We start from the raw sequence: 21,608 nt of genomic DNA, 5'->3' as shown, positions 1-21,608 counted from the left end.
CGATAGTTTTATTGATGGTGACGGCGGCTCCCCCCTTTTGAGCTTGGTGCGTGTTTACTAGCGTTTGCCGAAGCATAACGCTTGTGTTGTTGGGCACTGTAGTTATTACCACTTTTACGCGGCGCGCTTTTGGCCGGTTGCTTGTTACTTTTATTTTTGTGATAGTCGTTATTACTGCTTTTAGGTTGCTTTACATACTGCTCTCTTTCATGTGTTGCTTTTTGCTGCGGTTTACTCGGACTGACGCGTTCTTTCTCTGATTTAACGCTATGCCTATTCGCTGGCTTGGTACTGTGTTGTGGCCGCTTGTTACGTGCTTCGTTAGTCACATGAGTCGTTTTCGTCATTTTTTGATTGAGCTTTTGATGACGTGTGACCGCTGTTGTTGTAGTGGTAGCAGCGTTTCGGTTGGTGAACTGTTTTTCTTGTATCCGCACTGTTTTACTGTAGTCCCTGCTTGGTCTTGAACTGTGGTATTTACGCGATAGTGTTGTGCTTTGATACGCTACACCGCGGCGATGCGTTGGGTTGTGCTGCCAGCGTGTAGCATTGGCATAACCACCGTGAGACACGCTTCTTTTATAACCGGGGTGCGGTCTATGGTGTGGTGGTCTGTGATGGTGATGCGAGATAACCACATGATGATTGTGCCAATGAAAACTACTAAAAAAGAAATTAAAGCTAATGTGAACACCGCTATGCCAGTAAAAAGGACTGTGGTGGTGATAAACCGCGTAATGTGGTGGATAGTGCCAATAAACCGGTGGATAGTGTGTCCAGTGCCATCCACCATAAACGACTCTGGTATCGTAATAGGGTACATAAACCACTTCTTTTTCGGCAGGCTCAATAATAATGGTTTCTTTTTCCTTGATGACTTTTACATTCTCCATCTTATCGAGATTACCCGCTTGTTGAGCTTGCGCTCGCAATGTTTGGATAGTCGCTAAAACCTGCTCTTCATCTTGTAAGAAAGCATCGCCCAGTTGTTGGGTCCAGCTCAACTGTGTGCTCATTTTTTCCAAAATAGTTGGAAATGCAATTAAGGCAACAACACTAGGATCCCAATTAAAAGTGGCCACTTGTTGCTCAATTTCGTCATGGTTGATATCGGGATTTTTTTCTGCCCAGCGCTGTGCTTCAATCACCTCTATCGGGTACGTAGAGGCAATTAAGATGTGAGTGAGTAAACTGTCTGGATATAAGGCTATTGGCGCTAATACTTGAGCAATTTCACCTTGTTCTAGCGGTTTTGTTGGTACTTCAGTTTTAGTTTGCTCGTCGATATTTGATGCGTATGACGGGATCGTAAAAACTAGTGATATTGCCATTATGGAGGCAACTAACAAAGGGATCAGCTTTTTCATGGTTCTATCCTTTTATCAAAAGATAGTATTACTTTACTTAGGTGAAACTGAACGTAAGCTGAACGTTAGTGATTGACGTGGTCAACCAAATTCAGTCACTCCAGTTAAGTTATGCAACCATTTCTAATTTACCACCTAGAATTTCATAATTATTTTGGCTTTGATATCCCCAATATGAGTGAAAGCGGTGACTGTTGTACCACTTAGTGGTGTAGTTCAGGATATCTTGCTAAGCATTATAACGCGTTTGGTAGTTGCGCCATAAAAAAGCCGCTCAACATTAATTGAACGGCATTAAAGTATTACTTTTTTCTACCAACTAATTGATGTTAACTTACTTATTTGATATTTCGTAAAAGTAATCAATCTTGTCAGCATAATTAGCTTTTACATAGTTCTCAAGGTTCACATTTCCCTTTAACAACTTGTTTGCCTGAGCAAGTTTTTCAACTACTCTCTGTGCATTATTATCCCTAGAGTTAAAAGCAAATTGTTGATATCTTGCCTGAGCAAGCAGTTCGAAAGCTGAAGCATCCATAACAACAGAATATGATGACACAATTTTAGTCAATTGATCTGTCACCTGCTCAGGTCTTACACCATCGGGCCAGCTACTACCTCGAGGAAAAATATCACCTTGCTGATACTCAGGAACGTAGTACCGAATCGTTTCTTCCAAGTCAGCAAGCGATTGAAGTAAATTCAATGTACTTAAAGCTTGATAACTCAGTCCGTCTCCTCCAGAGAAATCAGGATAATTGTTTACTTCATCATACAATTGATTAGATAATTCCTGAGAGTTGTAATTATCTACATATTGAAAATCATCAATAGATGGAAAACCATTACTCTTAAGCACCTCATACTCAGCCATGGTTTTAAAGTTAAGAACCCCGAATAATCGAGCATTCATCTGTTCATAAAGCGCTCTGTCAGTATAACTGAAGTCCTCCAAATAATCCGAAAGCGTAAAAATATCACTAGCTGTAGTAGCCTCAACATTATCGTTATTACTGTCAATGTATTTAAATTTTTGTTCGGGCGTTTTGTTGGAGTCATTGACATCTACAGAAACCTCTGCGTTTTCGGAACCATTGATTACGACAAATAAGATTGTGCCTAAAACTATGGCAATGACAATTATTTTACTGAAATTCATCAAGCTGCCTCTAGGTTGATCCCATTCCACCGCTAATGGCTTTATCACAAGCATTATTTTTCAAATCATTTTTATACTCTCTACAGGCTTGTGTTAGCGTAGCTTTATCGTAAGCATCATCGCCAACCATTTCTACGGCCGCACTATATCCTTTAGCATATGTATTACACTGATAATCTCCTTTGCAAACATCTAACATCGAGTCATAGAACGCCATATCACACCCCATTTGGCCACTACCTCCGTTATAGCAAATATCATGGTTGTTACATGCAGACTCAAAAGAATAGCCATCTAGTGGCTGATCCGGATCACCAGTGTATCCATTCCTTCCTTTTAGAAAAGCGTTGATGGCAGTCTCAATTATACCACCAGTGCCACAGCCATTTGTCGCAGAAGGGATATTCCAAAATGCACTACTGTCGGTCAAATACGGCCAAGTCATAGAGCTTCCAAACATACCTTCACAGTGAGAAGGTTTTGTTGCTCTTAATGCACTACAAAAACTGTCTCTTATTTCTTCTTCTTCAACATATTCATCTGCGGCGTTTCTAAGCATATTTACAATCGCATTTTGAACGTTATCGGCCGAATTTTTGCATCCGATACCAGAACAAACAACAGTCCATTCACTGGGGGCGAAGCTCAAATCGGAACCGTAAATTGTTATAACCTCTTCTGAAGTAGAAGACAAAGATATTGAGGTGAGAAAGGCTAAAGTTAGCCATTTTAATATTGATTTCATTACATAATTCCTTTCGTTGTAATCCGTTACTATTCCTTGCTAAAAATTAGCAACTTCACTATAGAGCTGTTTCCATTCTAATGCAATACAGCGATAACGTCCTCGTGCCATATGGAACTATTTAACCTTAACTCAGGTTATTTAGTAGGAAATACTAAGCAAAAACTTGCGCCACCTAAGCTTTCTGACTGTTCGATACGCAATTCGCCTTGATAACTAGTGAGCAAGTCTCTGACAATGGCAAGGCCTATACCGTGGCCTTGAGCATAAGTATCGGTGCGAGTACCACGCTGTAGAATAAGCTGTTTTGTCGATTGAGAGATACCTGTACCATCATCTTCAACGCAACAGGTAAGCGCTTGGCTTTTCTGGCTAATAGTAACCAAAACTTTTGATTTCGCCGCTTTGCAGGCGTTATCTAACAAGTTGCCAATCATCTCCATTAAATCAACTTCATCACCTCGAAACTTTTGCTCTTTTGATACTAATACAGCTAACTCCACTTCAATACTCGGGTATAATTTAGTCATGGTGTTAACCAGTTTTTCAACCACAGGAATAATCGATATACCTAAGTGCCATGACGACTCGCCGGCGGCTTGAGCGCGTTTTAATTGATGCTCGATCATCTGATTAAGCGTTTGTAACTGCACTCGAGAGCTGTCGTCTAAATCAGTTTGGCTTTGCAATACCGCTAGAGGCGCTTTTAGGCTATGCGCCAGATCGGAAAGCGAGTTTCGATAACGAGTTCGCTGTGATTGCTCGGTATTAAGTAGTTGATTGAGCTGTCCGGTAACTTGCGCTAATTCTTGTGGGTAATTTGCATTAATACTCAAAGCGTCGCCATTTTCAATCGCGTTTAACTCACTTTTCAATGTGTTGAGTGGTTTTAGTGACCACATTAGCCAGGTCACTTGTACTATCATGAAAAACACCATCAACACTAACAGCCACAGCCAAAGCTCCCGCCTAAACTCTTTGATAACCGCGTTAAACGTTGTTAAATCTTTAATAATGTGAACTGTAAAAGGAAATTCGTCATATTGGTCGACAAAGCTAACGCTAAAACTATAAATTGCGTGCGGTTGTTGTGCCAAATCGACAGTGTAAAAGGCGTGTTCACCTAATACTGGATGTTCTAGGTTATCTGGTGTTTGTAATGTAAGTAATGACTCACTTCGCCAGAGTGTTTCTTGTATTGTATTTGATTGGTTTCGTGAAATTAGCGCATAAAGCCCTGATTGGCTGACGTTAAATTGATTTTCCAATAGTTGTTCAGGCATAAACAATTGTTGATCGGTGACATCGGCAACGGCGAGAATGCTATAAACATAGGCACTTAACTCTTGTTGTAGCGCATGTTTTAGTTTGCTCTCAAATGCTTGGTTGAGGGCAAAACCGACAATGGGTAACGTGATGATGATGATCAGCACCGCGCTAGCGATTAACCTTGTGCGAATTGAGTTAGCTTTCATAGCGTTTTAGGCGATAACCTTGACCGCGATGCGTTTCAATGATTTTTAAGGTGTTGTCGGGGTCGAGTTTTTTGCGCAGTCGCCTGATAAACACTTCGATAACGTTTGAGTCTAAATCAAAGTCTTGATCGTAAATGTGTTCGGTAAGCGTCGTTTTCGATAAAACTTCGTCGATATGGTGCATAAAATACTCAATGAGCTTGTACTCCGAACCACTTAAATTCACTACGGTATTATTGATAAATACTTGCTGGCTAGCTGTATTGAGCTTTAATGGACCATTTTCAATAATTGGGCTAGCATTGCCTACTGAGCGTCTGATCAAGGCATTTAGCCGTGCTGATAACTCTTCGGGATGAAAGGGTTTAGTTAGGTAATCATCAGCGCCAGCTTCTAAGCCACTGACTTTGTCTTGCCAATGATCGCGAGCGGTAAGCACTAAAATAGGAAAAGCAATCTGCTTGGCACGAATCGCCTTGATCACGCTGATGCCGTCTAATTTGGGTAAACCTACATCGATAATGGCGGCGTCATAATTGTGCTCAGTTGCTTGAAATAAACCGTCTTCGCCGTCGCTTGCAATATCGACTGAGTACTTTTCTTGCGTTAATTGCGCGGCCAAGTTCGCTTGTAGTTGGGGATCGTCTTCAATCAGTAATAAGCGCATTGACTTTATCCTTAATGCTCTACTACCCGACCTGTATTAGCATAAACAGTGAAGGTTACCACCTTGCCATTTTGCTTGATCAACTTAACTTTATAGACAGTGTTGCCCTTACCTCTTGAGCTGTTAACTTTGAGGACCTTACCACCGTGACGGCTCTTTACTAATTGTGCTGCTTGATTGGCGTTTTTTACCACAGGTTTATCATTAGCCAAGCTATGCGAGCTAATAAATAAACTTAACGTCATCAATAGTGGTAGCAAAAATTTCATAGTTAAAAGCGCACTCCTACAGGGCATCGCTAATCAGTTTAAATTATTGGATCGGGTAAATAAATGATTATTCGCGCTCAATCTACACAACAAAAGCTGAACGTAAGCTGAACAAAGTTGACTCCCTTATTTCAAAATAAAAATCTATCAACGTTCAGCTTGTGTTCAGTTTTAGTGGTTTTTAATGGTTACCAACAAGATTGATAACCGCAATAGGAAGACCATTATGAAAGATACAAGCCAAACCAAACCGTTATTGCTAGAGGCGGTTTTAAGTTCTTTATTTCATTTAGCATTGCTTGCCTGTGTTGTCATGACACCATTTGCTACAGCTAATGAGCAAGTAGCCACAGAGCCTGTTTTCGCGGTGACCGTTGGCGGGCTAAAGCGTGATTTTAGTGATGACATTAAACGCGAAAAGCTTACTCAAGCAAAACTTAACAATGTCAATTTAGCAAGCGGTAAGACGCGTACTCAAATGATTGAGCAAAAACCAATATTGTTAAAAAGTAAGGTGTTGAACCAAGCAAGTGTGCGCAGCGGTTATTACCATAGCTTTACTATTTTTGATGCCTATAGCTACCTAGAAGAAGATATTGATTACGATGGCTTTTATCGCACGTTTTCGGTGGTTTTTGATGCGGATGTAATGAGTGCCTCTGCGCAGGAAGTTGTGGAAGTTTATGCCGATTTATATCTCAGCCGCAATGGTGGCCCTTGGGTACACTACTTCTCTACTGACAACTTCTTAATTTATGGCGAAAGCAGTGATGACGAATACGAAGTAGTTACCACCTTACTCGATGGCTATGTAACCGACCATTACGACGTTTTGATTGATTTATATGAAGTTGGCTACCCAGATGTTGTGGCGACATTAAGCGGTTACGATGTTAATGGTTTATATGCCTTACCGTTAGAAAGTGTCAATTATGATTATTATGAAGAGCACTATGACAGCCATAGTCACGGCCATGGCGGCTCTATGAGTTTAGTGATGGTTTTGGCGTTATTATGGCTAGGCTTAGTCAAAGTTGTTAGGGCTAAAGGCTAGTTTGATTTTTATGGCTAAAATCATGTCTCAAACAAGGTTTTGGTTGATAATTGTACAGCGGCTACTGCGATATGGTGAAGATTAGGGCGCTTTGCCAATCAGGTATTGTCTATCTTTGGTGTTAACTTTATAGTAACAAAAAAAGTTCAAGGAATTTACATGTCAGAGTTAGATGCCAAGGTTACTCGGTTAACCATAGATATCGTGTTAAAGCTAGCAGTAATCATCGCGTTGTTAGCATGGAGTTTTTCAATTGTTAGCCCGTTTATTTTGTTGCTTGTTTGGGCGGGAATTTTAGCGGTTGCACTGTATCCTCTTCAGCAAAAATTAACCAGTAAGTTGTCTAAACAAGGATTGAGTTCAAGTATTGTTGTGTTAGTTTTGATCAGCATCTTAGTGGTGCCACTCATACTCTTTGGCAATTCCACGTTTGATTCCGTGCACGAGGTTTATCAAAAAGCTAATAGCGGTCAATTAACTATCCCTTCGGCGAATGAAAATGTTAAGTCATGGCCGCTAATTGGTGAAAAAATCTATCAATTATGGCGCGATGCAGAACAACATACCCAAGTCTTTATTCAAGAGTATAAACCTGAGATTAGCGAAGGCTTAAAGCGTATTGTTGGCGCTGCCGCTGGCACGTTAGGCACCATGTTAATGTTAATTGTTTCATTAATTATTGCCGCAGTTTTTATGACTAATAGCCAATCAATAAGTAATGCTTCGAGCAAGTTTTTGAATCGCATGATGTCAGATAACTCAGGTAGCTCAGCTAGCAAAGGCGAGAGAACCAAACAGACAATTGTGGCAACGGTGCGAAGTGTGGCTACAGGGGTGCTAGGGATCGCGTTAATTCAAGCCATTCTATTAGGTTTAGGTATGGTTGTAGCGGGGATTCCTGCAGCGGGTATTCTTGCTTTGGTTGTTCTTATTTTTGCCATTGCTCAACTACCTGTGCTGATTATTATGTTACCTCTTGCCGGTTACTATTTTTCTGTAGCAGATACTACACCTGCGGTGTTATTTCTCATCTATTCGGTTGTTATCAGTATTAGTGACGCTTTTCTAAAGCCTATGTTTCTCGGTAGAGGAATGGATATTCCAATGCCGGTTATTTTGCTCGGTGCCATTGGCGGTATGCTGCTGCACGGTATTATTGGCTTATTTGTCGGCGCGGTTATTTTAGCGTTGAGTTATGAATTGATGATCGATTGGCTCAATATTGATCAAGAGAAGGATGCGTAATGTCAGTAAAAGAATCTCAGGTTGAACCAAGTAATAACGCTTCAGCGGTAAAGCTGACTAAAATCTTAGTTGTTATAGCATTAGCTTATTTTACGTGGGCGTTGGTTGCCGATAGACACACGCCAATCACAGATCAAGCACGGGTACGAGGCTTTGTTGTACCAATCGTGCCGCAGGTATCAGGTGTTATCACTAAGATGCATGTTGCTGGTGATCAAGTCGTTAAGCAAGGTGATATCTTGTTTGAAATCGATAGCTCAGATTACCAATTAGCACTAGAGCAAGCTAATAGCCAGCTTGAGCTAGCGGGCCAGGAGCTTGGCGCTAATACCGCTGCTGTTGGCGCGGCGAAAGCGCGACTCGAGAAAGCCAAAGCCGATTTGGTGACGAAAGAAGCCAATGCTAATCGCATTTTTGCCTTGAAAGATGAAGGTATTGTCACGCTGTCAGAAGTCGATAGAAACAAAGGCATGGTTGAAAAGGCTAAGCAAGAGGTACTAAGCGCTGAACAATCGTATATTCAGGCACAGCAAGTTATGGGTGAAGCTGGCAGTAAAAACGCAAAAATTCAAAGTGCATTGACCAAAGTTGCCGAAGCAACACTCAATATCGAACGCACGGTGGTTCGAGCGCCAGGCAATGGTTTTGTCTCTTATGTAAAAATTGATGAGGGCTATTACGCTAACAAGGGCGCAACCATTTTAACTTTTATTAGCAATGAATACGCTTGGATTGAAGCGGCTTACAAAGAGAATAATTTGGGTAATATCGCTAAAGGTAATCCTGTTCAAATCTTATTAGATGCGCGTCCTGGCGTGCGTTTTAACGGTGAGATAGTGAGTGTTGGCTACGGTGTTAGCTTTGATAAAAACACCCCCGGTGCCTTGCCTATTCCACAAAAGCCCAAAGGCTGGATGAGAGATCCTCAGCGTTTTACAGTGATTATCAAGTTTACTGATTTAGCCGATGCGCAACATTACTTGCGAGAAGGTGGTCAAGCTGATGTGATCACTTACACCGGAGATAGTTTTATTCTCAATAGCTTAGGGAAATTGTGGAGTTGGTTAACTAGTTACTTATCCTATGTTTATTAGTTTAAAAAACGCAGATTATCGGACCATACGCCAGTATCGCCTCGCTTTTGGTTTAACGTTATCGGTAGCGATTGCTTTTGCCTTTAATTGGCCTCTTGCTTATTTTATGCCACTGTTGGTGTGTAAGTTTTTGTGTGGCGATACAGCTACCCTACCCACCAAAGCCTTAGCGGGAGTTTTCGTTGTGGTACTCGGTGCGTTTTTTGTCGGACTACAATACAGCAAATTTGTTTTACCGTATCCTTTTGCGTTTTTTATACTAGCTGGGCTATTAATTTTTTGGCTAGCCTATTGGGGCAACAGTGGTGGCAATGAATTTGTTGTCACCTTGCTGTTCATTAGCATTGCCGTCATCCCATTGCTGGCAAAAGTTCACGCAGAGGCAGCAACACAATTTACGCTTGGATTTGGATATTCGTGTTTCATCGCAATTATCGTCACCTTAGCTACCTTCAGCCTTTTTCCGATTAACCGTGAGCAGAGTATGAGTGCTGAGCAGGAGGTCTCTGCTAACCGTTCAGTGGCAGATAATTACTACCTTGCTGGTTTAACCACATTGGTCGCATTGCCAGCATTTATCTTTTTCTTTTTGTTCGATATGACCGGCGGAGCACTGATCTTAACGTTTATCATGATATTAGCGCAAAAGCCTCAAACTATATTGGGCACTAAAGGCAGTGTTGCTTTGTTAGTTGGCAATATTCTGGGAGGCGTTATTGCACTCTTGATGTTTGCGCTGTTAATTGCCGTCACCGACTATGGCTTTATGGTCTTGCTTTATGGTGTTATGGCGTTATTACTGTCTTTCGTTATTTTTTCATCGAGAAAAGTGGCACCGCTGTTTGCTATTGCGATCACGACCGTGGTGGTTATTTTAGGTAGCTCAACATTAGCTGATGGCGGCGCGTCTTCTACTTTTGCCTCAAGGATATTACAAATAGCACTGGCTTGTTTGTACGTGTTATTTTCATCTAATGTAGCCGTCTTACTACTCGGGTTTGACAAGGCGCAATTACAGCAAAAAATAAAAGCGTCTGCTACTTGATAGTACTCGCATTGTTTATCCTTGGTAGAACTTTGTTGTGAAGACATACTGGCAGTTATTAGCTGATTTTACGCTTGCCGTTTGCTAATAAAACAAGCATTATTTAGCTTTTTTATTGTTTGTTAATATTTTGTAACTAGAATGTCAGAGTATAGTGTAATCGAGCCAAAACAATTGCGTAGCCAAAAAACGCAACGCAAGCTACTAGATGCCCTTCATCACTGTTTAGAAGAAAAATTTTTTGAACATATCTCAATTAAAGAGTTGGCCGAGCATGCTGGAGTGTCGGTAGGTACTTTTTACCGTCGTTTTAAAGACAAAGAGTCATTATTACCTTTGCTTTACCAAGATTTTGGTCGTGATTTAGATCTTTGGGTCACCAGTCTAGAAAGTCAAAGCTATCAAACGTTAAACCAAGCGATAAAGCAGCTATCACTGGCAACCTTAGCGTTTTTAGAAGGAAAAAAAAGCGTTTTTAGAACCCTGCATCTAAACTCAAGATTACACAGCCAAATATTAGCGTCTGATAAAAGTGTTGATCGCAGGCAAATTTACCAACGACTTGCCAATATTATGCTCAACTTTAGTGATGAAATTCAGGTTGAAGATGCGAATCAAGCGGCAAATATGGTGGTGTTTATCATGGTCAATACGCTATTGGAAAAAGTGTTGTATCCAACTTTAACGCCTGCAATTGCCTGTGAACAGACAGCAGAACAATTCGCACAATCGCTACCAAAAATGCTAGTTGCTTATTTGCAAAAGCCATAGTTATTCGTTGCTAATTTTGAGTCGAGTATTGGTCAATCATGTATTGGGCGAAATTCAAGTACCATAAATAAACTATTGGCCATATTCGCGGGTTCAATATCAGTAGGTTTTGGGATCAAACATCGCTTTGAGTTCATTGGCAAAGCTGACAAATTTTTCTTTAATTGTTCGTCTAATTTTTATTTCGACAGAGCCTAACCACATATTACCTTTAAGCGTAATGGTTGGCGATTGTCGAGTTGCAATTGACGGTGCGTTATTTTCGATACTACCCATAAAGCAAAATGCTTCACATACGACATTAACACCTTCGGGAATATAAATGACGCTAGAGCCAAGAATACAGTCGAGATAGACGGTTACGTTTTGATAAGTAAATTCAGCATCAGAAAAATCAAGCACTGACGAGCCGAGAATATTCATACTGTTAATTTCTTGGGGGACTTGCCAGCGACCACTGCGTTCATTGTGGCTGAGGATGGTTTTGAGTTTTAAGGTATCTGCGCCGCCTTGGTGAGAGTAATTAACACTAAAGCTAGCATCTTTTTGCTGCTTAAATGAGGAGTCAGTTTGCATCGGGAGGTCTTTAGCTAGGTCGACGATTTCTTGGTGTACTTCACTCGCCATGGCTTGATCCAATCTGCGCTCAAAAGCTTCTGCGGAAATAACCCCTCGACTGTAGTTGTAAATGAGTTTATCGATAACTTCTTCGCGAACTTGGTCTATCGGTCTGTCTTCTAATTTTACGCTCGTCATGGGGGGTTCCTGTTTTATAAATCCGTATTGCGTTGAGTCGAATAACCTAGAACAAGATAAAGCAATTTACAAACCAGAAAATAAAAATCATTATATTTCAGCTTCTTAAGCTGTTTTAGTGTTAGTGGATGTGATGAATTTTGTTAATTTATGGTAATTTTTACGCCATCAATTGGTCAATATCACTAGTCTTTTACTTAGCTTTAATTAAAAATACCTGGTTATGGATCTCAATAAATTACTCAGCTGTTTACGCCGTTTATTAGACGACAATACCTTAATAATGAGCGAGTCACTCCAATCGCTGTGGAGTGGTTACGGACAAATTATTCGCTTGTTTAGTGAACGTTATCAGTGCTGTTACGTGGTTAAAGTAGTGGCACCACCGCAAGTAGTCGATCATCCAAGAGGTTGGCATAGTGACGTTGGCCATGAGCGCAAATTAAAGTCTTATCAAGTGGAAAGTGCTTTTTATCAGCAAGTCTCACCAATCCTCAATGAGCAATGCAAAGTACCGAAATTACTTGCCTTACACCACTTTGATGAGCATATGTTGTTGGTACTTGAAGATCTTGATGAGTTGGGCTTTGATGTCCGAATAGAACACCAGCAAGGTAAAGCACTCGATTTAGCATTGCGCTGGTTAGCACAATTTCACGCTCAATCTTGGCGCATCCAAAGCCAAGATCTATGGCCAACAGGTAGTTATTGGCACTTATCGACTAGGCAAAGTGAATGGCAGAATATGCCTGAAAGCGAATTAAAACAAAAAGCCAAAGCTATCGACCAGCGTTTGGCGAGCGCACGCTTTAAAACGTTAATACACGGTGATGCTAAGTTTGCGAATTTCTGTTTTCATCATCAGCAAAGCGATGTTGCGGCAGTCGATTTTCAGTATGTTGGTTACGGCAGCCCAGTAAAAGATATTGCTTATTTAGCCTCAGGTTGTTTGTCAGGCGATCAGCTTTTTGACATGGGGCAAGAGGTACTAATGCGCTATCTATCTTATTTGGCGGCGGCGTTTGAGCAGTATCAAATACCGCTCGATTTTACTGAGGTTAGTCAAGAACTTAACTATTTATATCCTTTTGCTTGGGCTGACTTTTATCGGTTTTTAGTGGGATGGAATAGCCAAAGCGCAAAAATTAGCGAATTTATGAAACAGCAAACTCAATTGTGCTTACTGGAGCTTGCCAAGTGTTAATAGAAAAATCGAATGTAACTTACTTCTTATCCCGAGTTCCGGTTAAATAAATGTCGTTGATCACTTTACAGGGCTCAATTCCTTGACTACTTTTTCAAAAAAGGAATTTTTAACCCTCGTTAAGGAATAACGATATGAGACTAGCCAAACTATATAGCGGCATGGCGGCCGCGTACCTGTTGATTCAAGCCAATGCCACTGCAGATATCATCTTACTTGAAGATTTTGAGGATGATATTACAACCTACCAAAGTTCAAGCAGTGATGCGCTGCTCGATCTGGCAAATAATGATTACTATGGCCGACTTAACTCAGTAAACCTGCCTACTGGAATAGCGTACCAAAATCATCAGGGCGCTGGTTTTTACGGTGTTCAAGATACCGATAGCGCCTTGGCCAACGCGCAAGACGAAGTCACACTCGAGTGGCAAAATATCGATATCAGTGCTTGGCAAAACTTATCACTTACTTGGTTTATTGCCGAAGATGACGCCAGTGACGGTAACGAAGATATTGATGCGACTACTGCTTTTACCATTGCGACACAGGTGGATAAATCTGGCTATCTACCGCTGTTTTCAGTACGCAGTGCCGGTGGTACCAATAATCACGCCCGTGTAGACAACGATTTTGATGGTATTGGCGAGGGACAATTGATCACCGATACGTTTGCCTTGTTTAGTCGACAAGTTGCTTTAGGTAGCGTATTAGATATCCAAGTAAGTTTTGCCAATTTTGATGCTGGCGACGAAGATTTCGCTTTCGATCAATTAATGCTCAGTGGTGACAAAAAAGCTGCAGCGATGCCGGTGCCTGAGCCCTCTAGCCAGTTGTTAATGGCGGTAGCTTTACTGTTGGGTGTTAATCGGTGGCACGGCCACAAACGCAAGTCATTTGATAGGAAGTAGAAGAAGTCAGCACTGGAGTACAGGTGAGTAAGCACGCCCTTTATCATGCTTACTCGTACTCCAGTGCTGGGGAGCTTTTATTTTTGCTCGTTCTCTTTGCCGATGCCTAATAACCAAGCGATAGCTGGAATTAAGATCAGTGCGCCGAGCATGTTCCAAATAAACATAAAGGTGAGCAGTATGCCCATATCAGCTTGGAACTTGATTGGCGAAAATACCCAAGTAGCCACTGAAATGGCCAGCGTCATACCGGTAAATGCTACGGCTTTACCAGTTTGGTTTAAGGCGTATAAGTAAGTTAGGTGTAACGACTTACCCATAGATAACGCTTCTTTTACCTTTGAGAAAATATAAATACCGTAATCGACACCTATACCAACACCAAGAGCAATAACAGGAAGTGTTGCCACTTTTACACCAATACCTAAAATTGCCATCAAGCCCTGGCTCATAATCGAGGTCAAAATAAGTGGAATAATGATAGCCGTGACCGTTTTGATTGATCTAAAGGTCAGTAAACACAGGGCAATTACAACGGAGTAAACCCAGATCAGCATTTCAGTTTGCGCTTGTTCAATCACTGAATTGGTAGCCGCTTCAATGCCAGCATTACCTGCAGCCATTAAAAATTCTACCGTGTCAGGCGAGTTAAGCTGATTAAACTCACGAACATTGGCGACAACCCGCTCTAGCGTCTCGGCCTTGTGATCATTCAAAAACACTAATACCGGAGCCATCGAGCAGTCTTGGTTGATCAAGCCCGGCGGTACTTTGGCAAGCGAGGCATTGGTGACAAATTGGTTGCGATTAAGTGAGTACCACTTGAGCGCCCCTTCATTCATACCAAAGACACCAAATTTAGAAATATCAGCAATCGATTTTACGTCTTGTACGCCTTTAACGTTCTTCAGGTGCCATTGGAATTGATCAATCCACACCAAGTTTTGATGAGCAATACACTGATCTGGCGCTGTTTTGGCCATCACAACAAATACGTCTGTACTCGTTGAGTAGTTATCAACGATAAAGGCATTATCTAAGTTGTAGCGTGAGTCTGGGCGTAATTCAGGTGCACCGGCATCTAAATCACCGATCTTCATAAATTGCGAGAAGTACAGACCCAGAGCGAGAAATATAGCGGCAACAACCAGTGCTATTTTGGCTTGTTTGGCTTGCGCAAAACCGGCGAATAAGCGCTCGACAATACTGATTTTATGGTGAGATTGGCGAGCGTATTCAACGCCAGATTTGGATACGCCGACATATGACATGACGATTGGCAATGCAATCAAATTAGTCACGATAATTACCGCAACACCAATACTTGCGGCAATCGCCAATTCGCGAATTACCCCAATATCAATCACCATTAATGTCGTAAAGCCTATAGCGTCACTAACCAGTGCTGTGATCCCCGCTAAATAGAGCGATCTAAAGGCAAGTTTTGCGGCTTCAAGCTTTTCCGCGCCGGTGGCAACGTGATTGATAATCGAGTTGATGATTTGAACGCCGTGACTCACGCCAATAGCAAATACCAAAAACGGAACTAGCATTGAGTACGGGTTAATGCCATAGCCGAGTAAGTTGAGTATGCCCAGCTGACAAAATACCGCGAGTATAGAGAATGATAGCACGGCAATAGTACTCTTAATACAACGTGAGTACGCATACAATAGCGCAAAAGTGATCAGTACGGCTAAGCCAAAAAAGGCGATGACCTTTAGCGCGCCCTCAATGAGGTCGCCAACAACTTTAGCAAAACCAACGATTTTGATATCGATATCGTCATTGACAAATTGGTTTCTCACGCGCTCTTCGAGTTGCGTAGACAACTCGCGATAATCAAGCGCTAAACCGGTTTCCGGGTTTACATCTTGCAATGGCGCTAAGATAATCGCCGATTTAAAGTTATTAGCAACTAAAATACCGACTTGGCCAGATTTAAACACATTGGCTTTAATTTGTTCGATCATTTCCGCTGAGCCATCATAGCCATCGGGAATAACTGCACCGCCAACAAAACCTTCTTCGGTTACTTCTGACCAACGCACATTAGGCGTCCAAAGCGACTTGAGTGAGTTGCGGTTGACACCGGGAATAAAGAAAACTTCATCCGTCGCTTTTTTTAATACTTCTTGGAAATTAGCATCAAAAATATCGCCGTTTTTATTCTCGACGACAATCCTTACTACATTGCCTAAATCGGCAAGCTCTTTGCGGTAATCAAGGTAATTTTCGATGAATTCATGCTTGCCCGGTACCATTTTGGTGAAGCTTGCTTCGGGCTTAATAAAACTCGCTTGGTAGGTTAGAAACCCGCAGACACTCACGATTATCGCAAGCATTAAGGCACGATGGCTAAAGACAAATTGCTCAATAAATTGTTCTAATTTAGATGGCTGATTAGACATGGTCACTTCCTACTTTAATTGCCATTCGGCTAAGCCAAATTGGCCTACGAGAATGAGTCGGTTATCGTCAATTAAGACATCAGAAAATGCCGAGCCAGATGGATGTTTAATCACACTGACATCATTAGGTGTGTTGATATTAAAGTGGGTAATTAATCCGCCGTGACCAACTAAATAAACGTCGCCTGTTGCCGTCATAGTACCGCCCAACAAACTGGTGGTGTGAGGCATATCCACTGATTGCCAGCTATTACCTAAATCATTGGAAATGAGGACATTACCTTGCAACCCGTGACTGACAAAACTTTGCTGTTTAGCATGGCTTACAATACCAAACATACTGCCGGTGTACGGTAATTCGATAAACTCCCAGCTCGCACCTTGGTCTGTTGAGCGAAAGCTAATGCCATTTTCACCAACAATGTTTAGCACACCATTGCTGTAGGTAATATCGTTTAAATGGAATTTGTCGGGGTTATCGAGTAAGCCCTCAATAAGCTGCCATTGCTCACCTTTGTCATCACTTTTTAATAAGGTACCGTAGGCACCAAGGGCAAATAGTACATCATTATCGGCAACGGTAACCGACAACAGTGGTTTGTTAGGGCCGGCTTCTTGTTCAGCGATTGCATCATCAAGTGAAAAAGTGATTTCTTCTAGTTGATACTCGAGTTCTTCTATTTCGTCATCGTCCTGTGACGTTGCAATTAACTCGGTGATAGCCTGTTGTTGTTGCTCTAAAAATTGGCGCTTTAATGTTGTTAACTCGAAACCATCAAATACTTTTTTCCATGAATGATTGCTTGATGACTTTAAAATGACCGCATCGTGCCCAACGGCTATTTGGCTTCCATCAGAAAGTGTTGTTACCGAGGTCAGCATCACACTTACCGGGGCGATTTCTTGTTGCCAGTTTTGTTGGTCTTGCCATTGCATGATATGACCACGTTCACCAACGGCGGTTATCTGAGAATTGTTGGTGACTAAAGACGTGAGAACACTCTTAGTGACCAAGTGGCTTTTAACACTTGGCATCGTTAATAAATCTATTTGCGCGTGGCTCAAGTTGCTTTGTAGAAGAGCGATGAGGCAAAACAACTTCAACCCTTGGTATCTTTTCTTCATTATTATCTTGATGGAATAGTTAAAGGGATGATCATTATTAGTGAGATTAACCATAATTAAATGTTCTGACTACGCCAAACTTTTATCTTTAACTAAACACTTGTTTGAATTTTTAGAAAATATGGCTGAAATGTTACGCTGATGTTGCTAGTGTTTAAACAAAAAGAGCAATCCGCCAACTTATTGTCCTAACGTGCCAAATGTCTTGCTTAAGCCGCGCAGAGGTAGTGAAATAGGATATAGAGTAGAGATTTAATATCACACTGCCAAATTTAATAATAATTCATCGAAATGGCAGCAACAGGTTGAGGAAGTAAAATGTCAAACACATACGATTTCATTATAGTCGGGGGAGGCTCTGCTGGTTGTGCACTGGCTGGCCGTTTGTCGGAGAATCCAGATGTAACCGTTTGCTTACTGGAAGCCGGTGGCCCTGACACTAGCCCATTTATTCACGCACCAATGGGGGTCGCAGCAATGCTCCCGACCAAGCACAATAACTGGGCGTTTGAAACAGTCCCTCAACCAGGGTTAAATGGCCGTAAAGGTTACCAACCAAGAGGTAAAACGCTAGGCGGTAGCTCATCGACTAACGCGATGTTATATGTCCGTGGTGCTCGTTTCGATTATGACCAATGGGCTGAGCTTGGCAACGCCGGTTGGAGTTATGATGAGGTGCTACCTTATTTCAAAAAGTCAGAAAACAATGAGCGTTTGGTCAATGAGTATCACGGCAATGACGGCCCTTTGTACGTCAGTGATGCAACTGATGCCAGCCCATATAACGAACTGTTTTTACAGGCTTGTGAGGCACAAGGTCTGCCGCGTAACCCTGATTATAATGGTGAAACACAAGACGGTTGTTTCATGTACCAGCGAACAGTGAGAAACGGTGAACGTTGGAGTGCGGCAAAAGCTTATTTAACCCCCAATTTAGATCGCCCTAATTTAACGGTTATTACTCATGCGCTAACTGAAAAAGTGATCACGCAAGCCAATGTTGCAACAGGCGTGCGCTTTAGTGTTAAAGGTAAAGTGCAGGAAGTGTTTGCTAACAAAGAAGTTATTTTAAGTGCTGGCGCGTTTGGTTCACCACAAATAATGATGTTGTCAGGTATTGGCCCAAAAGCCCATTTAGCAGAGCACGGCATTGAAGTTGTTAAAGATTTACCGGGGGTTGGTCAAAATTTACAAGATCATATCGACTATGTCCAAACCTTTAAAGTCAAGGCGTCAGAAGATTCTTTTGGTTTGAGTTTCACCGGCGGTGTTCACATGCTCAAAGAAATTGTTAAGTGGAAGAATTCTCGTCAAGGTAAAGTTACCAGTACAATTGCCGAGTCGGGCGCGTTTTACAAGACTAACGAAGATGTGCCGAGCGCTGATGTTCAGTTAGTTTGGGTTGCAGGTATTGTCGATAATCATGCCCGTACGGTAAACCTTGGTCATGGTATTAGTTGCCATATTACCTTGTTGCGTCCTGAATCTCGCGGAGAGGTTAGATTGCGCTCGGCAGATCCAAGTGAGTCATTAGATATCGATCCGAGATTTTTTGATGATCCAGCGGACATGGAAGTACTGCTAGAAGGTGCGCAACGCATGCAGAAAATTCTGGAGTCCGAGCCATTAGCATCGATTAATGAAAAGATGCTGTATCACGTAGAGCAAGGTGATCGCGTGGCAATGGAGCAAGATATTCGCAATCGCGCAGATACCCAATACCACCCTGTTGGCACCTGTAAAATGGGAACCGCGGACGATCAACAAGCCGTGGTCGATGCTCAATTAAAAGTTTATGGTATCGAAAACTTACGCGTGGTTGACGCGTCAATTATGCCAACACTGGTTAGCGGTAATACCAACGCGCCAACTATTATGATTGGTGAAAAAGCGGCTGATTTCATTAAACAAGCGCATAACCTCTAAAAAAGTAACTGGGATTTAGCGTCAATTTGCGCTAAATCCCAAATAGTTTTGGTAATAAAAAAGGCGGGATAACCCTGAACTGATACGCAATTAGGGCTCTATGTGGTCCCTATTTATTTTTAATATCAATTAAAGTCAATAAATTAAGAATAGAAAAGTCATTGATAAAATTACAAAGTAACGGTTCTATATTAATAAATACAATAATTTAGTTGTTTTAGTGCACTAGTGCTTTCGTTAGGGTAGCAGCTAAACTTTTTCGTAGTTTTTATGGTCACTAAGTACCAGTTACAGAAGTAAGAAAACTAGTACCGTCATCCCGTTGAAGAACGGGATATCCTCCATTTATAGGCGACTATTGATAGTAGCTTTGTGCTAATCAGAGATGGTTGCAGATTTTATTTAAATTAAGAGTTAATTGTTATAGCAGACGTCGGTAACGCCTACACTAAGGGCAAATAATTAGCTTGGCTAAAATATGGAACGCAGTGACAAAAGCCAAGCTTTAGCAGTCCCATGCTTTATTGGCTTGTATGTTTCTCTACTCATCATCCCATGGCATCTCGGGCAGATTTTGAAGATTAGTAAAATACCTATCATAGTCAATTTCGTTGCTATTTTTGACAACATCAAATATTTCGACAGATAAAGCACAAGCAATGTATTTTTTTGATTCTCTTCGGCTAATACCAAGTTTACGTAAACGATTAAATGTTTCCTTAACCAAAGGAGGGTCATTAGCGTTTATCTGATTGTCCACAACTTCAAGTATTGTTTCACCTGCTTTTTTAGGATCTCCATCTGTCATTTGTGACTCCAATCTATTGAGAAACCAACGCCAAGCTCACTGGCAAATTGGAGCGAAGCGTAAATTTGTCCTTGTGCAGCGCCTTGTTAGCCGCCCAAAGCTCTACTGAGCAACCTTTGTGAGGCTTGGAGGAAACCAGTCTCCCCTCTTAACTATGTCTTTCGGTACGTAGGTTCTTAGGGTAAGCGAAAAACCTTTGCCATCAGCAGAAGGGAGCCAATTGGATTCTGGCACTTTGGCATTCGGCTTTTTGGCCACAAGAATCCTCAATGACCCGTCGGGCTCGAACTTCAATCCAGAATAACTATTTAAGTTAAAACGATTTAACGAGTTAGGCACAACGCGATAGTCTGGTACATCGACGAGAATCACCGACCAGTAACCATCCACTACGGCGTCCGGGCGACTTGCTGCAGGAAACTCAAGCACATAGTCATTCGATCCGTTGAGAGGTTGGCCTTCGGCATCCTTGGTTGCGACAAAGTAGATTACCTCATCATTCGTGTTGGCCCAAAGGCCTACCAGGTTAGCGGAGCTCCGCATCCAGTAGTCGCTTCCGTAGTTGCCGGTGCCGAGCGTTCCAAGCCAGTTGTTTTTGAATACGCCGGATTTGGTCACCGCGTACTGCAGAAAATTTGGCACTACCTGAGTTCTGATCATCGTATCCAACTTATCCCGGTGTTGCTTATCCTTGGCTTGCAATGCTATATCGTGAACCCTTGCTTGCATGCGTGCGGCGATTGGTGAGATATCCAGAGCACTGTTCAGTACCGGCTCGGCATAGTCGAAAATTTCGACGCCTAGCAATTCTTTGTTGCCAAACTCCGGTATCGGAGTCGCCGGTTCAATCACGGGTTCGCCGAGCGCCCTGAGCTTGAATTGCTTTTGCAGTGCTATCGCCTCTTCGGTATTTGTTTTTAGCTCAACACGAGCGAGCATCTTTGCCTTGCGAGAGTGCAATTCAATACGCACGGCATCGGCAGGGACCTTGGCTTTGGAGCCTGGAGCAACAAAAGCAAACTTGCCAGAAGGGTTCGACGGGAAATTACGCTCGTTGATATTAACAATCACGTCGCCCCATTCGTTACAAATCTGCGCGGTATAGTAACGGTCCCCGATCTCTGGAATTTCGAGCAATACGGGCGTCTTGTCATCCACGGCAATCCATGCCTCGAGATAGGCAACGTCGAGGTTCGGATTCACGAATTCTGCCGAGCCGACAGGGTTGTACTTGATCACGTTGTAGTCAACAGCCGGCTCGGCAATATCCGTATGCTCCTGTCGGATAACAATCGACCGCCCCAGCAGGTAGACATAAGCATCCGACACAGTTTCTATGTCGAGCGGATGCTGTGCCATGCTGGGCGGCGTTAAGAAAACCGCCAGCAGTCCGACCAGCGCAGGTAACTTAAGTGCGACAGGCTTCATTCGGTATATTTTTTTGCAATAATTCATTTGTTTATCTCGATCGTTCTCTTGTCCGGCTAACACGCAATGGTTGGCATGGCTTTTTGCGTAGTGTGCCAAAACCATGACAACTTCACATTGTCGGAGTTTAGGCGCTTGTTAGCCATGCTTT

19 protein-coding genes are annotated in these 21,608 nt (G+C 42.2%); 8 read left to right on the top strand and 11 right to left on the bottom strand.

Annotated elements, in window-relative coordinates; translation table 11 throughout:
- Nucleotides 1-8 precede the first annotated feature (8 nt).
- From LP316_RS03415 to LP316_RS03390, 6 genes are all read right to left on the bottom strand, one after another.
- Nucleotides 9-1,367 (bottom strand): DUF3300 domain-containing protein, encoded by a 1,359-nt coding sequence (locus LP316_RS03415; RefSeq protein WP_193022692.1) that lies wholly within the window; start codon nucleotides 1,365-1,367, stop codon nucleotides 9-11.
- A gap of 334 nt (nucleotides 1,368-1,701) precedes the next feature.
- Nucleotides 1,702-2,526, bottom strand: a complete 825-nt coding sequence (locus tag LP316_RS03410) for a hypothetical protein (RefSeq protein WP_193022691.1) — start codon at nucleotides 2,524-2,526, stop codon at nucleotides 1,702-1,704.
- Nucleotides 2,527-2,536: 10 nt separating this feature from the next.
- Nucleotides 2,537-3,271, bottom strand: a complete 735-nt coding sequence (locus LP316_RS03405; protein ID WP_193022690.1) for a hypothetical protein — start codon at nucleotides 3,269-3,271, stop codon at nucleotides 2,537-2,539.
- Between the two features lie 137 nt (nucleotides 3,272-3,408).
- On the bottom strand, nucleotides 3,409-4,746 hold the full coding sequence (locus LP316_RS03400) for an ATP-binding protein (RefSeq protein WP_193022689.1): 1,338 nt from the start codon (nucleotides 4,744-4,746) through the stop codon (nucleotides 3,409-3,411).
- Nucleotides 4,736-5,413, bottom strand: coding sequence for a response regulator transcription factor (locus LP316_RS03395; protein WP_193022688.1), 678 nt, complete (start codon nucleotides 5,411-5,413; stop codon nucleotides 4,736-4,738). Before LP316_RS03395 ends, LP316_RS03400 begins: the two co-directional genes overlap by 11 nt.
- An 11-nt stretch (nucleotides 5,414-5,424) precedes the next feature.
- Nucleotides 5,425-5,682: a PepSY domain-containing protein gene (locus LP316_RS03390; protein ID WP_226960794.1), complete on the bottom strand. Its 258-nt coding sequence runs from the start codon at nucleotides 5,680-5,682 to the stop codon at nucleotides 5,425-5,427.
- A gap of 226 nt (nucleotides 5,683-5,908) precedes the next feature.
- Here LP316_RS03390 and LP316_RS03385 point away from each other — a divergent pair, with 226 nt between their 5' ends.
- The 5 genes from LP316_RS03385 (at nucleotide 5,909) to LP316_RS03365 (ending at nucleotide 10,891) form a co-directional block, all read left to right on the top strand.
- Nucleotides 5,909-6,736, top strand: coding sequence for a choice-of-anchor H family protein (locus LP316_RS03385; protein ID WP_226960793.1), 828 nt, complete (start codon nucleotides 5,909-5,911; stop codon nucleotides 6,734-6,736).
- Between the two features lie 159 nt (nucleotides 6,737-6,895).
- Nucleotides 6,896-7,981, top strand: a complete 1,086-nt coding sequence (locus LP316_RS03380; RefSeq protein WP_193022686.1) for an AI-2E family transporter — start codon at nucleotides 6,896-6,898, stop codon at nucleotides 7,979-7,981.
- Complete coding sequence (locus LP316_RS03375; protein WP_193022685.1) at nucleotides 7,981-9,075, top strand: HlyD family secretion protein; 1,095 nt, start codon at nucleotides 7,981-7,983, stop codon at nucleotides 9,073-9,075. The genes LP316_RS03380 and LP316_RS03375 overlap by 1 nt, the downstream gene beginning before the upstream one ends.
- The gene (locus tag LP316_RS03370; protein ID WP_193022684.1) at nucleotides 9,065-10,120 is read left to right on the top strand and encodes a DUF2955 domain-containing protein; all 1,056 of its coding nucleotides are present in this window, start codon (nucleotides 9,065-9,067) and stop codon (nucleotides 10,118-10,120) included. Before LP316_RS03375 ends, LP316_RS03370 begins: the two co-directional genes overlap by 11 nt.
- 141 nt (nucleotides 10,121-10,261) lie before the next feature.
- On the top strand, nucleotides 10,262-10,891 hold the full coding sequence (locus tag LP316_RS03365) for a TetR/AcrR family transcriptional regulator (protein ID WP_193022683.1): 630 nt from the start codon (nucleotides 10,262-10,264) through the stop codon (nucleotides 10,889-10,891).
- A 99-nt stretch (nucleotides 10,892-10,990) separates the two neighbouring features.
- Here LP316_RS03365 and LP316_RS03360 read toward each other — a convergent pair whose 3' ends face one another.
- A complete protein-coding gene (locus tag LP316_RS03360; protein WP_193022682.1) occupies nucleotides 10,991-11,647 on the bottom strand; it encodes a LiaF domain-containing protein in 657 nt (218 codons plus the stop codon).
- A 223-nt stretch (nucleotides 11,648-11,870) separates the two neighbouring features.
- Here LP316_RS03360 and LP316_RS03355 point away from each other — a divergent pair, with 223 nt between their 5' ends.
- Nucleotides 11,871-12,851 (top strand): phosphotransferase, encoded by a 981-nt coding sequence (locus tag LP316_RS03355; RefSeq protein ID WP_193022681.1) that lies wholly within the window; start codon nucleotides 11,871-11,873, stop codon nucleotides 12,849-12,851.
- Nucleotides 12,852-12,985: 134 nt separating this feature from the next.
- The gene (locus tag LP316_RS03350) at nucleotides 12,986-13,759 is read left to right on the top strand and encodes a hypothetical protein (RefSeq protein WP_193022680.1); all 774 of its coding nucleotides are present in this window, start codon (nucleotides 12,986-12,988) and stop codon (nucleotides 13,757-13,759) included.
- 77 nt (nucleotides 13,760-13,836) lie between these two features.
- Here the strand turns inward: LP316_RS03350 and LP316_RS03345 are convergent, their stop codons facing one another.
- Together LP316_RS03345 and LP316_RS03340 are read right to left on the bottom strand one after the other, a co-directional pair.
- Nucleotides 13,837-16,170: an efflux RND transporter permease subunit gene (locus LP316_RS03345; protein ID WP_193022679.1), complete on the bottom strand. Its 2,334-nt coding sequence runs from the start codon at nucleotides 16,168-16,170 to the stop codon at nucleotides 13,837-13,839.
- Between the two features lie 9 nt (nucleotides 16,171-16,179).
- On the bottom strand, nucleotides 16,180-17,295 hold the full coding sequence (locus tag LP316_RS03340; protein ID WP_193022678.1) for a WD40/YVTN/BNR-like repeat-containing protein: 1,116 nt from the start codon (nucleotides 17,293-17,295) through the stop codon (nucleotides 16,180-16,182).
- 318 nt (nucleotides 17,296-17,613) lie between these two features.
- Here LP316_RS03340 and LP316_RS03335 point away from each other — a divergent pair, with 318 nt between their 5' ends.
- Nucleotides 17,614-19,221, top strand: coding sequence for a GMC family oxidoreductase (locus tag LP316_RS03335; RefSeq protein ID WP_193022677.1), 1,608 nt, complete (start codon nucleotides 17,614-17,616; stop codon nucleotides 19,219-19,221).
- A gap of 541 nt (nucleotides 19,222-19,762) precedes the next feature.
- Here the strand turns inward: LP316_RS03335 and LP316_RS03330 are convergent.
- Both LP316_RS03330 and LP316_RS03325 read right to left on the bottom strand, forming a co-directional pair.
- Nucleotides 19,763-20,029, bottom strand: coding sequence for a hypothetical protein (locus tag LP316_RS03330; RefSeq protein ID WP_193022676.1), 267 nt, complete (start codon nucleotides 20,027-20,029; stop codon nucleotides 19,763-19,765).
- 102 nt (nucleotides 20,030-20,131) lie between these two features.
- The gene (locus LP316_RS03325) at nucleotides 20,132-21,562 is read right to left on the bottom strand and encodes a DUF1214 domain-containing protein (protein WP_226960792.1); all 1,431 of its coding nucleotides are present in this window, start codon (nucleotides 21,560-21,562) and stop codon (nucleotides 20,132-20,134) included.
- Nucleotides 21,563-21,608 lie beyond the last annotated feature (46 nt).

Source organism: Thalassotalea sp. LPB0316 (assembly GCF_014898095.1).
Taxonomy (GTDB): Bacteria; Pseudomonadota; Gammaproteobacteria; order Enterobacterales; family Alteromonadaceae; genus Thalassotalea_G.
This window is presented reverse-complemented; position numbering and strand designations above follow the sequence as displayed.